The organism is Ensifer sp. ENS07 (genome assembly GCF_014852185.1).
GTDB classification, from domain to species: Bacteria; Pseudomonadota; Alphaproteobacteria; order Rhizobiales; family Rhizobiaceae; genus Ensifer; species Ensifer adhaerens.
Genome location: NZ_JACVBE010000015.1, coordinates 26,197 through 39,439, shown reverse-complemented (window position 1 = coordinate 39,439; position 13,243 = coordinate 26,197). Strand labels below are relative to the sequence as shown.

Sequence of the window (13,243 nt, the reverse complement as noted above, 5' to 3'; positions counted from 1 at the left end):
GCCGTAAGTGCGCAGACAGAGACAGCGATCAACGCATTCGAGATTTTCATGGATTGTCCCCTCTTCGAGCGGGGCAACGATAGCGTGCAACTCAAAACTTGCAAGCGGGGTTAATTCTTTGCCAGGTGTACTTGATATGGCCGCGCTCATCGTGGCGTCCTTTGCAACCACGACTGGCCTTGCCAACGCCCTATATCTGGGGACCTATGCAGCCCTTTCTGCCGGCCTCGCCTATGGCGCAGGGCTTCTGCAAGGCCTCTTCGTAGACAAGCCGTCTGTTCCAAAACCCGAGGATGGTAGCTACAACCTTAAACAATCCGTCCCGAGCATATCGATCGTTCTCGGACGTCGGAAGAAGGGGGCGGACTATGCCGCGCTCGAGGAGAAAAACGGCACGGCGTATCACCTGCTGATTACCGCCGGGCATCGCATTCAAGGCTACGTGCAGCACTATCTTCATGACGATGCGGTGACGCTCTCCGATGACGTTGTCGTCTCGCCGGCGAACTACTTCGATGAGTCGAACCCCTATGTGCGGATCAACACACGGCTCGGGCTCGATGCAGAGACGGCCTATCCCCATTTAGTTGCGGCTTTCCCGGGAGTCTTCACCGCCGACCATCGGGGCGACGGGCTGGCATCCGTCCTGCTGGCGTGCGCGTCGGCGAGCCCTGATGACTACATGACGGTCTATCCTAACCAAATGCCGCAGCATTCGAGTGTGATCGACGGAGCGCTAGTCTTCGACCCACGCAACCCGGCGCATGAGATGGCGGACGAGGATACCTTCAGCTTCGCGCAAAACCTCGCTCTCTTGCGCGCGCATCAGCTGACGAACCCATGGGGTGGAAAACAGAACCTCGCTGACCTCTACATGCCGGAATGGTCGCATGCGGCAGACGTATGCGACCAGCCTGTGACCAACCGGGACGGTGAGAGTGAGCCGCGCTACCACGGGGGCATATGGTTCCGTGCCAACAACAACCAGGTTGAGGTCGGTCGCTTCCTCGACCAGGCGGCAGAGCTCGTCGTCTACGAGCGGCCGGACGGGCTGATCGGCGTGCACGCGGGGGAGTTTGTCGAGCCTGATATCAGACTGACAGAGGACGACATCCATCGGTTGACCTTCAAGGCGAACCGCAGTGAGGCGGCGACAGTGCTCGCGGTGCGCGGCCGCTTCGTTGACCCTTCGAGCCGCTACAATACGGTTGATGCGGCGATCTGGGGCGATCCCTATATCGGCGAGGATACGGAGCGCACGCGTACGCTCGACAATCAGGTGATCGAGCGGCACAACCATGTGCAGCGGCTGCAGAAGATCACCATGATCCGCGCCAATGCGCCGCGCGTCTCAATCCTTGCCACGTACCAGGCTGCAAAGAACATTGGCTATCGGCGCTTCGTCCGCGTGCATGCACCGCCGCAGCTTAACGAGGCTATCGTCGAGATCACGTCGACGCCCACCTTCTCTTTCCGCAGCTTGACCGTGGAGTTTTCCGGCATCGTCGTGCCGGCGGACCTGTACGATTTTGATGCCGCGACGGAAGAAGGTGAGCCGCCGACGGTGCCCGAGGTGGTGGTATCCTCCGGCGTGCCGGTTCCGACTGGTTTCGCCGTTGAGATCAAGCGGCAGGTGGTTGCGGGTGGCGAGGAGGCGACCTACGCGGTTGCGACCTGGACACATATCTCCAATGCTCTACTCTACGAATTCGAATGGCAGCCGACGGAAGGGCCAAACCAGACGGCGCTCTCGACCATGTCGAAGCGCGGTGAGAGCGAGGCGCGGTCCGGATACCTTGCCGATGGCGTCGAGCACCGCTTCCGGCTGCGCGCCTGGTCGAACGGATCCAAGTCCAACTGGACTGACTATGTGTTGCTGACGCCGGTTGCCAACTCCGCCCCGCCGCTCGCGCTTTCGGCATTCGCACTCTCTGGCGCCTCGCCGCAGCTCGGACGCGCGGCGTTTTCCTTCGCGACGGCGAATGACCTCAACCTGAAGCGCATCGCCCTCTATCGCGCGCCGGCCGGCGTGCCGCTCGACAAGAACGCGCACGCGAAGATCGTAATCGGCGCGGCGCCAGGCACGACCTTCTCCTATGTCGACGGTGATGCGACGCGAACAAACATGATCGTCAACGGGGTCTTTTCGGCGGACACCGATTGGTCGAAAGGCACCGGCTGGACGATCAGTGGTGGCAAGGCCAACAAGGCGGCAGGCGCAACCTCTAGCCTCACACAGGCACAGACCTTGGCCGCAGGGACGATATATCGCGTGGCGTCGAGCCTTTCCGGCTATGGAGGCGGTTCGGCACGTGTCCGCTTTACCGGTGGTACGACCGTCAACGGCGTACTGAGAACCGGCGACGGCAGCTTCCTTGAAAAGCTGACTGCGGCAACCGGGAACAATACCTTTGTCGTCATCGCTGACACCGCCTTCGCCGGTTCATACGACGACATCATCATGTTTGCGGAAACGCCTGCCTGCGCCCCACAGGGTGCGTGGGACTATTACGCGATCCCGCTAAACGGGTCCGGCGTCGAGGGGCTACAGGCGGGGCCTGTCTCGGTCACCATCATCTGACAGTTCACCCTCTTTTCTTTCCGTCGCTCTGGTTACTGCCGGAGCGCTATTACATGGGGAATTTCATGGCTGACGAAATCCGCACCCTGGGCCGCAAGGCCTGGCGCAAGTATGTGGTTGACGGAGTTCCGTCTACCGGGGAAAACGATCCCGACAAGACCGGCGACATTTTCGCGTTCGTCGATGCGGTCCAGACGGGCGTCGACGAAGCCCAATCCGCTGCGGAAGGGGCCGCCGAAGGATACGTGGTGGGCAGCACCTGGCCGGCGCTGGCAGCCATCCTCGGGACGCGCGCGGGCCAGCCCGGCCGTGTGCCAACGTCTGACGCCGGCTCGCATACTGATCCTGTTATTGGAGGCACTGTTCCCAATAGTGGGGAATACGCATGGAGCCCGTCGCCGATCGGGTGGCAGCGAGTCGGCGACGTCATCGATCCGATCTCGCTTCAGAATTCCATTGATGACAAGGCCGATGAGGTTTCGTTTGCCGACCTTCTTCGCCAGAGCAGGGAGACCCTCCTTCCTGCCGCTACAAGCGAAGGGATGATGGACGACTACTGGCAAACCGTCTTACTCGCAGCTGCCGACGGCAGTGTTACGGCAGGCATTGACCGAGATGGCGTTCTGCGCGTCGCAGCAATGCTGGAAACGACCGGTGTCCCGGCCCTTCTCGATGACTATCTCTGGTCTGTCGTTACGGAGAATGGCGACCTCGTCTTCGGCTATCACTTCGACTTGGGGTGGGTCGATTCCTCTGGTGCTGTCGACGTCCAGCTCTTTGACCGGCTGGTTTCCACCGTTTCCCGCGTGTATGCGCTCTCGAATGGCACTGACGTCACGCCGATCACCTTTGGCGAAAACAACGCGTCGGCGGTTGGTGTTGTCGGAACCGAGGCCCGCTACGTTGAAGACATCGCTGGCGTTCTGACTGCGAAAACTGAGGATGTTCTGGCCGGCACATCGCTGCTCTCCAGCGTGTCGGAACTGATCTATCATGCGCTCTACGGCCAGTCGCTCAGCGACGGGTCGTCATCGACGCCGCCGGTCTCGACGACGGCGGTGCGCGCGGGCCGCGCCTTGATGTTCAATGTCGGCCCGGCCGTGCGCGGCACGCTGAACGCCGACCAGCCGACGCCGGCAGAAAACCGGCTCTCGCTTGTCGATCTGCTCGAAAGCAGCCGGGAAACCCCGGCGTCGCAAATCGGATACGAGTTGACGAAGGTGGGGGGTATCGCGGCCAACGAGGCCGCGCTCGTGGTCGCGCATGGCCGCGGCGGAACCCCTTACTCCGGGCTGAAGAAGGGGACGCAGCCCTATGCCAACATCATCACGTCGATCCGCCGGGCGCGCATCATGGCCGGGCTGAATGGGCTCGACTTCGCCGCCTCGACGGCTTCGTTCATCCACGGCGAAAACAACCTTTCGGACAGTCTCGCGACCTATCAGGGCTATCTGGAGGAACTGCAGACAGACCTGACCGCCGACATCTCCGTCTACACCGGAGTTGCCGGTGACGTGCTGCTGTTTGTCGACCAGATCAGCAACTGGACGGCATACGGCTCGATGCCAACGGTCAGCGATGTTCCGCTGGCGCAGCTGCAGGCGGCGCTCGCCAATCCCGGCATCATCCTGTGCGTCTGCCCGAAATACTTCCTCCAGACGGTTGCGGATGGCGTGCATCTGACCGCCGCATCATCGGCCCGGCTCGGCGCGTATCATGGCCGTGCCGTCAGGCAAACCCTCGGAGGTGCGGCGTGGGAGCCGTTGCACATCGCCAGCGCCGTCAGGACGGGAGCCAACATCGTGCTGACCTATGCCGGTGGCGATGAAACGACGGACGTGTCGCTCGACACGACGCTGGTGAGTAATCCCGGCAACTATGGCTTCGAGTGGTTCCAGACCGGAGGTACGCTGCGGACGATCGCGAGTGTCACCAAGACGGGCTCCCGCCAGATCACCGTTGCGCTCTCCGGTGACCCGGGAAGTCCAAGCTCTCAGCAGCTCGGCTATGCCCGCACCGGAACGTCTGGCGCCAATGGCGGCCCGGCTACAGGCGCGCGCGGCAACATCCGCGACAATTCGACTGATACCACCGCTTATGGCGAGCCGATGCACAACTGGGCCTGCCATCAGCTTGTAACCCTCTAAGGAGACTTCATATGGGACGTATGAGCATCATTCCGGGCACGGCAGCAATCAGCATTCCTGGTGCACCGAAAATCACGATGAGCGATTGGGAGCGGCAGATCGCCAGCATCGCCGGCCTGCGCCACGTGATCGACCCTGCCAAACTCGATGCTGACGGCAATGGGCGCGACCGGTTTTCGGGGGCGACCATTACGTCGAAGAATGCGGCGGCGGCCACGAAGATCGAGACGGATGCCGGGTTCAACAACCTTCCGGTCATTCAGCTAACGGAAAATACCGGCGGTCTGCATCTTGCCCCCGGCACTGTAACGGCAAGCTGCAGTTTTATTTGCGTCGCGTCGATTACCGCAGCAGCCAGAGCGACGACAACATCCAAGAACCTGCTCGCGGCTTTCGATGGGGCGGGGGTGTTTCAACAGTCTTTCCGGTCGGCAAGCGCTGGATCTCTGTTTTTCTTTGGAAAGAACGGGGACTCTGTATCGAACGGGATTAACGCCGCGAACTCTCCTGCGGCTGACGTTGCGGCGGTTTACGGCTTTTCGTTTGATGCAGAGACGAAACAATCGGCCGTGCTGTGGCAGAATGCGGAAGTCCTTAACCTGGTCACCCACACCTTGGCGCCGGACATCACCGCCGATTTGCGTTGGACGTATGGCGGCAGCGCCAGCTCGTTCGGCTGGATTGGCAAACTGGGTATGGCGCTGATTTTTGACAGGGCTATGCACTTGCCGACAATGTTGCCGTCCTTCCAGAGCGCGGTCTCTCTCCTTAAACAGCACTATGCGTTGAGCTGATGCCGTATGAAGCCCGCGTCTCTCAAGCGCCAAGCCAAATCGACAGCAACAGCATGGTGCCCTGGACGAAGAGAACCGCTAAAAAGGCTACCACAACGATCAAGCCAAGTTGCTGATCGTATTTCCGGGGATCGCGCTGCTTCATAGACGGCGTTCTCATTTAGGCTTCGCGGCTAAACTGCCGGGCGACTGAGATACAGAATCATTTTGTTCGCTTCGAGAGGCTGTGGCCGAATGCCGCGCTTCTCTACGAGGAGTGTCCGGGCCGTCTTTAGAATCTCAGATCGCCTTACTCACGACCTGAGCCGCGACAGACACCATGCTCATCGCAAAAATCCCTGTGGATAAAATTTAGTCAAGTTTGCGCAACGGCGCCGGACTATCCCCTTGATTCATCTGTGTTCCGCGCTGATTTTTCGTCAGTGTTGCCGGACCAAAAAAGATCAGACGAATCAGTGGGATGCAACGCAAACGCGCCGCCCTGCGTCCGACGAACAGGAGGGTTGATCTGGAAAATCAGTCCTGACAGCTTGCGCGCATGTCGAGCACGGCGGCGATGGAGATCGTCTTTCGCAGTTTTCTGGCGTGAAGACATTCAAAATGCGCGGAACAGAAGGTGAAACTGTTGGGGGTTTTGGGGGCAGGGCCGGTAAATACGTTATGGCCTCTGCTAAGAATTGGAGATCGCCTTAGCGGGTGATGTCGCGGCTCCAAACGCGGCGAGACGGACGGCCTTTTCGATTGGACACCGGAGAGAAGCCGTCCGTCTCATATCGTCCATGGTCTCTTTGGAGAGAGGCCATCAAACAAGGAAACCCATAGCATGGGAAACATCGTAACTGTCAATTTCCGTGGAGACCAACTCTACGGGTTCGAGAATGATGACGGCACGTTTGTGGCGCTGAAGCCAATCGTCGAGAGCATGGGTATGGACTGGTCGGCCCAATTGAAGCGCGTCAAGCGTGACCAGATCCTCTCCGAAGGTATGGCCATCATGGCCACACCTTTCGGTCGTGGCGGCGATCAGGATGCGGTCTGCCTCAAACTTGAACTAGTGAACGGCTGGCTCTTCACCATCGACACGTCTCGCATCAAGGAAGATGCTGTGCGGGAGAAGGTCGTTGTCTATCAGCGGGAGTGCTACGGCGTGCTTGCCAAGCACTTCGGCGGCAAGGCGCAGAGCTTTTCCGCGAAGCCTGTGGATGCATCGGAAGATGCGCACGAAAACGAGAGCACGAAGCTGCGCATGGTCAATGAAAGCCGTCAGGTTTTCGGGAACCAGGCTGCTGCGCAACTCTGGTTTCGCCTCGGTCTGCCGGTCGTCCCGGCGATGCTTCATGACCCCCGCCAGTTGAACCTGCTCGACTATTCCATCGTGAAGTCGGCCGGAGACGGTGCAGCGGCATAAAGCCAGCGTTGGTCACAGTCTGAGACTGCCAGGCGGTTCCTCGGAGCCGCCTTTTTCATTCCACTAACAAGGAAATCGCTATGAAATACCGCCTACCGCTGGAATGGCTCCAGCCGGTGAAGATGTCGCGTATCATCGCCCATTGGAGCGCCGGCGCCTATCGAGCATCCGATCTCGACAAGGAGCACTATCACTTCATCGTCGAGGGGTCGGGCAACGTGGTCCGCGGCGACCACACGATCGCTGACAACATCAACACGGCCGACGACGACTATGCGGCTCACACGCGCGGCTGCAACACCGGCTCGATCGGCGTCTCGCTCGCCTGCATGGCTGGGGCCATCGAAAGCCCGTTCCATGCCGGCAAGTTCCCGATGACGGAAACCCAGTGGCATCGCGCCATGGATGTCATCGCGCACTTGGCTGAGTTCTACAAAATCCCGGTCACCTCGAAGACGATCCTTTCGCACGCCGAGGTCCAGCCGAACCTGGGCATCAAGCAAGCTGGAAAGTGGGATTTCACCCGGCTCCCGTTCGTGCCGAACGTCATCGGCGCCAAAGCATGCGGCGACAAGATGCGTGCCGAAGTCAAAGCACGCCTCTAACCAACCTCCCAACATCGAAGGAACCGAACATGCGTTCGCTGATCATCGTATCGGCGGCGGCCGTTGTGCTGTCCGCTTGCACCACCACCACCGGCTCGATCGATGCCGCGATCAAGACCAACCTGCCGAAGACCTGCGCTTTGCTGGAAACGGCTCATGCCGCGTTCATCGCTGCCTCGACCTCCGGCAACATCAAAGCATCCACCATCACCAAGGAGAAGGCAGCCTACGACGGCGTGCGCGTCATCTGTGCCGATCCGTCCAGCGTCACGGCCGCCAACGCCCTCGTCGTTGCTGCGACCGCCTACGCGACCATCTCTCTCGCACTGAAGGAAGCACAGTAATGGGTAGCATCTCGAAAGCTCTTGGCGCCGGCGTCGGCGGCGCTCTTGCCGGCAGCGCCGGCGTCCCGTTCATGCCTGAGGGCACGCCTTGGTACGGCTATCTGGCGCTCTACGCGCTCACGATCGGTCTACCGGCTGTCCTGACGTACCTGGCGCCGAAGAATCAGCAGTAAGCATCATATTGGCCGTCTCTCATCCTCGGGGGGCGGCCATCTTTTCAGCACGATATGCATTGCATGCATCGAGGGGCAGGAATGGGGCAGAACCAGGGTGATGAAATGGCAACCGTCAGAGCACCAGTATGGAAATGGGAGTGGAATCTAAACACGCTAGTCATCCTTCTCGGCTTCATCAGCGGCATTGCTGCCTGGGGCATGACCTGGGAGCGGTTGACGGCCAATCAACAGGTCCACGCCGAGAACATCGACAAGCTCGACAAGCGGGTCACCACGCTTGAGGCGTCAATGCGTTTGCTTGACAATCACGAACTTCGCATCACAGGGGTTGAAAAGCAGGCGGCCGAGGCAGCGACCTCGATGCGGGCGGTAGAGAACACTCTCAATAATCTCAGTTCGGATATGCGGCTTGTCCGGGAGATCCTGCAACGCCTTGAAGAGAGTGGGCGTGGGTCACGGGCGCGGGCGCCCTAAAAAGCAATGCAGCAGTAGGTCAGTCAGTAACTGCCGCTAACGACGCCACAATATCCTTGGCGGGCAGTATCAGTCGGCGCTCCATGTTCTTTGTTTCTTGGAAGCCGTGGCGCTTGTAGAATTTCTCCGCGTCTTCGTCCAAAGCGTGGACGACGACAGCACGAAACGCGACCAATTGGGCGGCCGAAACAACGCTCATGAGCGCATTCTTAAGCAGTGCTTTTCCCAAGCCGTTTCCTTGGTGTGGGACACTGACAGCCAAACGCGCCAGCAGTGCAACAGGAATTTCTGTTGGCGCCATGTGCCCCTTAACGGCCCTCGGCGCGTCGTTTCGATGAATCATCCCGGCACAAACAGATTGATAGCCGACGACTTTATAGTCGGCGTCGGCTATCACAAAGGTCCGACAGTATCCTTGAGCCTGATTGTAAAGAGCCATGTCCCTAAGCCATACATCCAATGACTCTTTTCCAGATGAAAATTCGGAAAGCACGTGATGGTCGGCTATGGGGCATGGCTTTCTGTAAGGCATTGATTAGTCGATCCACTCAATTTTCGTCTGGAAGAGCTTCACCAATTCCTCTCGGGCCTTACCCGGAGCGGTCAAGGCGTCATCAACGGCCTCGAACACCTCGGAGGATACCCCTATGAAACGCTGGTCTAGAAGCTCCTCCTGAGCAGAGTAGACAGACGCTTCCGTCATGAATGCCGTGATGCTCTTGCCGCATACCTCGGCAGCCCTTGCTATGAGGTCGTGCGCTTCTGGATCGATGCGCAAATTGACGGTTTTTGATTTTTTCAGGGCAGACATATCTAACTCTCCATTACAACTTCGCTCTTACAAAAGCAGAAGCCGCAGATCAGCGTCGCTGCTAATATGCGTTCGTATGGACAATGTAAACACAAACCGTGTTTAATCAATGAACGTAAATGCCGCACAAACGCTAACTGCAACAAACAATTGGAAATTTTTTTAGCGCCGATCGGCTGTCAAAATGGGAAACCCATCAAAATGGGAGTGATTAGGTCATTTCTGGCTGGGATTTCTGCCACGATGGCCAAAGAGGTCGCTCGGCGAAATAGGAAGGCGGCCTCATTTGTGCACGTGCCAACGGTTAGCCGTGGCTATAAACCTTGAAATTGTGATCTATCCAAAGGACGTAAAAGATCTGTCCCACACGATAACCGACGAACCTCTTTTTGCCTACATAGTGTAGCGAATGGAAATAGGTGACGTCGTGGGTAACGGAGTTCGGTACGGGCGGCTTGATACGGTACTTCGGTATGTCCTCTGAGCCCAAGCCCTTCGCCGAAGTATTCCTGATCTCTTTCCACGGAAGCCGACTAAGCATGAAAATCCGCTTAGCTAAGTGAAGCCTGTCATCGTCCTGGCAGCAATTGAATGAATGGCCGGAACCATCTTGCATCTTCTCGAACGAGAAGGCTGGAGGGAAGTCGTCTGGGTTGATGGGGTCCGGGGCCTTTCCACCTTTCAGGAACGGCGCCTTTGTACTTTTCTGGTTAGTCGGCTTTGCCATAGACGGCTTCCACGTAAGCCTCATCAATCTGGGGTTCGAAGAACTCAATAAGGGAGTCGAGCGAGATCCGCTTTCCGGACTTGTAAGCCTCAATCCACGGACGCTCTTCGTGGGTCATGTTGCGCAATCGCCAAGCAGAAAACTGCGCGTAGTATTCATAGATATCTGTGAGAGCTACGCGGTCTCTCGGCTCGATCTGACTCACGTCGAAGTCCGTGACTACCGGAATCGGTTGAGATCCATGTTCCTTATACTTGTGATACAAGACAGGAACGACTGGGCCGTGATCCCATGCAGAAAAGTCTTCATGGAACAATGGCTCTCCGCCACGCATCGCACTCACCAAGCCTTGAGCATAGTAGCACAGCTTCTGTAGCTTGAGATTGGACACGTCGTTGTCCTCTGCGTTCGTCAACGAGAGGAAATAACTGGCTATTAGCTCCGCGCTGTAAGTCGCCACTGCTCGATTCTCGATATTCGGTTCCGCCAACGGGATGCTGGTGCAAATCAATTAATATATGAGAAAGATGGTTATGCCTAGGCAACGTTCAACTCTGCTTTGCAAGTAGGAACGTCCTAGGCGCTCTATCCATCTATCAGCCCCGGCAGTTCCCAATCCCCATGGGGATCATGGCACCACTTCCGAAGTCGAGCCCTCTCTCCGGCTGCCTAGCGGCAAAACAAATGGCGTCGCCGTCACGAGGGGCCGCATGCAAAACGGCGTCACTTTCTCCAGAATTGCCAGCTTGGGGCAAAGCAGAATGGCGGGGCGTCGACCAGATTGCCTGAATAGCAGCCACTGACCCGGCGATACCCCTGAGCAGCCATGCAAGTGTCGTGGTAGGGCCCGGTCATCTCCTCGCGGATTTTGTTATCCCATCTCCGAAGCGTGCACTCATACGATGCTTGCTGTTTGTTCGCATCGGACCATGAGAAGAGCACAATCAAGATGACGCCCAGCGCTACGGAGAGACCGAGCACCCATCCTAGAATTCTCATGAGGATGCCCAAGGCGTGGGAAACAGCTTGCATCAGCAGGGTCTCGATTGACGCGAAGAGGGTGGGTTCACATTCCGGTCGCGAAGTTATGGCGTTAACGCCAGGGCGATAAACCAAGCTGCGAACGCGATTAGGAGCCAAAGCCGCGCGCCCTTATACCTTTGCCGTCTGGCCCCTTCCCAATCGTAAGACATCAGCGCCTCCTTCTCGGAGGCGCACAATGCACGATTGCATCTAGGAGGAAAAGACGATTTTCCTCATATGCACAACGCTACTTGCACGCTGTCTCTGTGCGGCGTTCACCAGCTAGGACGCAGTTAATGCCGCGTGCTTTCGGAGGCTAGCTCTATGTATCGGCCAATCGACCAGAGGTAGTCGACGATCTCCTGTCGGGCTGCGTCGGTGTCCCCATACTTCTCACCGATGCGCTTGACTTCCTTCATTGCCGCCTCGCTCGGGTCCATGTCGCCGGTGACAAAGATATAGCTCCTCGGCGAGCATCGATGGGGTCAGTACCCGGGGCAGCTCCTTCATGGGCAAATTCTCTGGCGAAGCGGGTAAGCCTAGGGGTGGTTGTAGCTCCGCCGCGGATGTTGTTCCACGCTGGAATAGACTCTCCAAAGCCTGCCCCATCGAGGCCAAGACCGCCTCTGCATTCTGCTCCGACGGATCAGTGGCATATCGTTCGATCGATTCGTCCACGATCCCGGCCGCCGCATCTTGCCTAGCCCTATGCCGTGCGAGTGCCCTAACGAATTTGATCAAAGGGCTGTCGGACATGGCGAGTCCTCAATGGTTTGAGGCTGCAGTGACGCGCAACATGTTGCATTCCATGTCGCGTCGAATAGCCGTCAACCCGTTGAAATGGCTGGAAATGGTTGAAACTCAATGCAACACGAACGCGACAAGAACTCTGGATATCCCGGTGTCAAGTGCTTGAATTTATTGGTGATCCCGGCGCGATTCGAACGCGCGACCCCCAGATTAGGAATCTGGTGCTCTATCCTGCTGAGCTACGGGACCACTTGAATAGCACCCATACAAAAGCAAGGGCTCTTCGCCAAGTGTTTTTGCGTGCGTGCCCGCGGAAATGCAGGTGGCGGCGAGCTTGGGTCGTCTCGTCCGGGTGGTGTGCCGACGCGGACCGGCAGGCTTGAAAACGACGATGAAACGGGGGCTGGTCTTCCATGTCCTCTGAATGCTAAGCAAAGCAAGCGCCGGCCCGAGGAAGCTGGCGCTCCCCATTGAGTCCTTCATCAGAGACCTGATCCACATATGTTCATCGGAATAGATTGGGGCGGCACAAAAATGGAAGTCATCGCGCTTGGCCGCGATGGCGAAACACGCGCCCGTCATCGCGTCTCGACCCCGACCAGCGGCTATGACGATTGCATCCGCGCCGTTCTCGATCTGGTTGCTGCCGCCGAGCAGACGGCGGGCGAACAGGGCTCGATCGGCATCGGCATTCCCGGCAGTCCCAATCCGCGCACCGGAATCGTGCGCAATTCCAATGCGGTGCTGATCAATGGCAAGCCCCTTGGGCGTGACCTCGAAACGGCGCTTGGCCGGCCGGTCCGGCTTGCCAACGACGCCAATTGCCTGGCGGTCTCGGAGGCGGTCGACGGCGCCGGCAAGAATGAGCATGTGGTCTTCGGCGTTATCGTCGGCACTGGCCATGGCGGCGGCCTTGCGATCGACAAGAAGGTGCACGCCGGCTACCAGGGCGTTGCCGCCGAGATCGGCCATTATCCGCTGCCCTGGATGACGCAGGACGAATATCCTGGCCACAAATGCTGGTGCGGCAAGCACGGTTGCCTCGACATGTATGCCTGCGGCACGGGTGTCGAGCTCGACTATCGCCTGACGACCGGCGGCGAGAAGCGCGGGCGCGATATCATCGAGGCGAAGCGGGCGGGCGATCCGGTTGCAACGGGCGTCTATGAGCGCTTCGTCGACCGGCTGGCGCGCAGCCTGGCACTGCTCACCAACATCGTCGACCCGGATGTCTACGTGCTTGGCGGCGGCATGTCGAATGTCGACGAGATCTACCAGGACGTGCCGCCGCGGGTCGTCAACTACCTCTTCGGCGACACGTTCGAAACGCCCATTCGCAAGGCCCTGCACGGCGACAGTTCCGGCGTGCGCGGTGCGGCCTGGCTCTGGAAGGAATGACCCCC

General features: G+C 58.6%; 14 protein-coding genes and 1 tRNA gene. 9 read left to right on the top strand and 6 right to left on the bottom strand.

The features are described from left to right. Nucleotides 1-136: 136 nt before the first annotated feature. The 3 genes from IB277_RS31030 to IB277_RS31020 all read left to right on the top strand — a co-directional run bounded on the left by IB277_RS31030 (nt 137) and on the right by IB277_RS31020 (nt 5,522). Entirely contained in the window at nt 137-2,581 is a 2,445-nt protein-coding gene (locus tag IB277_RS31030) for a hypothetical protein (RefSeq protein WP_192372515.1), read from the top strand. Nucleotides 2,582-2,646: 65 nt separating this feature from the next. Further along, nucleotides 2,647-4,728, top strand: coding sequence for a hypothetical protein (locus tag IB277_RS31025; RefSeq protein ID WP_192372513.1), 2,082 nt, complete (start codon nt 2,647-2,649; stop codon nt 4,726-4,728). A gap of 11 nt (nt 4,729-4,739) precedes the next feature. After that, nucleotides 4,740-5,522: a hypothetical protein gene (locus IB277_RS31020; protein ID WP_192370849.1), complete on the top strand. Its 783-nt coding sequence runs from the start codon at nt 4,740-4,742 to the stop codon at nt 5,520-5,522. Nucleotides 5,523-5,544: 22 nt separating this feature from the next. Here the strand turns inward: IB277_RS31020 and IB277_RS38735 are convergent, their stop codons facing one another. Further along, nucleotides 5,545-5,667, bottom strand: a complete 123-nt coding sequence (locus IB277_RS38735; RefSeq protein WP_256436356.1) for a hypothetical protein — start codon at nt 5,665-5,667, stop codon at nt 5,545-5,547. A gap of 678 nt (nt 5,668-6,345) precedes the next feature. Between IB277_RS38735 and IB277_RS31015 the strand changes: the two genes are divergently transcribed. The 5 genes from IB277_RS31015 (at nt 6,346) to IB277_RS30995 (ending at nt 8,529) form a co-directional block, all read left to right on the top strand. Next, the gene (locus tag IB277_RS31015) at nt 6,346-6,930 is read left to right on the top strand and encodes a phage antirepressor N-terminal domain-containing protein (protein WP_192372511.1); all 585 of its coding nucleotides are present in this window, start codon (nt 6,346-6,348) and stop codon (nt 6,928-6,930) included. Nucleotides 6,931-7,010: 80 nt separating this feature from the next. Then, entirely contained in the window at nt 7,011-7,535 is a 525-nt protein-coding gene (locus IB277_RS31010) for an N-acetylmuramoyl-L-alanine amidase (protein WP_192372509.1), read from the top strand. 29 nt (nt 7,536-7,564) lie between these two features. Next, nucleotides 7,565-7,879: a cell wall anchor protein gene (locus tag IB277_RS31005; RefSeq protein WP_192372507.1), complete on the top strand. Its 315-nt coding sequence runs from the start codon at nt 7,565-7,567 to the stop codon at nt 7,877-7,879. Further along, entirely contained in the window at nt 7,879-8,052 is a 174-nt protein-coding gene (locus tag IB277_RS31000) for a hypothetical protein (protein WP_192372506.1), read from the top strand. Before IB277_RS31005 ends, IB277_RS31000 begins: the two co-directional genes overlap by 1 nt. Before the next feature lie 81 nt (nt 8,053-8,133). Beyond that, the gene (locus tag IB277_RS30995; protein WP_192372504.1) at nt 8,134-8,529 is read left to right on the top strand and encodes a hypothetical protein; all 396 of its coding nucleotides are present in this window, start codon (nt 8,134-8,136) and stop codon (nt 8,527-8,529) included. 19 nt (nt 8,530-8,548) lie between these two features. Here the strand turns inward: IB277_RS30995 and IB277_RS30990 are convergent, their stop codons facing one another. The 5 genes from IB277_RS30990 to IB277_RS30970 all read right to left on the bottom strand — a co-directional run bounded on the left by IB277_RS30990 (nt 8,549) and on the right by IB277_RS30970 (nt 12,089). Beyond that, the gene (locus IB277_RS30990) at nt 8,549-8,968 is read right to left on the bottom strand and encodes a GNAT family N-acetyltransferase (protein WP_246812861.1); all 420 of its coding nucleotides are present in this window, start codon (nt 8,966-8,968) and stop codon (nt 8,549-8,551) included. Nucleotides 8,969-9,064: 96 nt separating this feature from the next. Next, nucleotides 9,065-9,340: a DUF1778 domain-containing protein gene (locus IB277_RS30985; protein WP_093232608.1), complete on the bottom strand. Its 276-nt coding sequence runs from the start codon at nt 9,338-9,340 to the stop codon at nt 9,065-9,067. A 304-nt stretch (nt 9,341-9,644) separates the two neighbouring features. Then, nucleotides 9,645-10,067, bottom strand: coding sequence for a hypothetical protein (locus tag IB277_RS30980; RefSeq protein ID WP_192372500.1), 423 nt, complete (start codon nt 10,065-10,067; stop codon nt 9,645-9,647). Then, the gene (locus IB277_RS30975) at nt 10,051-10,458 is read right to left on the bottom strand and encodes a type II toxin-antitoxin system antitoxin SocA domain-containing protein (RefSeq protein ID WP_192372498.1); all 408 of its coding nucleotides are present in this window, start codon (nt 10,456-10,458) and stop codon (nt 10,051-10,053) included. Before IB277_RS30975 ends, IB277_RS30980 begins: the two co-directional genes overlap by 17 nt. A 1,554-nt stretch (nt 10,459-12,012) precedes the next feature. Then, nucleotides 12,013-12,089: transfer RNA gene (locus tag IB277_RS30970), tRNA-Arg, on the bottom strand. Nucleotides 12,090-12,341: 252 nt separating this feature from the next. Between IB277_RS30970 and IB277_RS30965 the strand changes: the two genes are divergently transcribed. Further along, the gene (locus IB277_RS30965; protein WP_090295407.1) at nt 12,342-13,238 is read left to right on the top strand and encodes an ROK family protein; all 897 of its coding nucleotides are present in this window, start codon (nt 12,342-12,344) and stop codon (nt 13,236-13,238) included. The last annotated feature ends 5 nt before the right edge of the window (nt 13,239-13,243 follow it).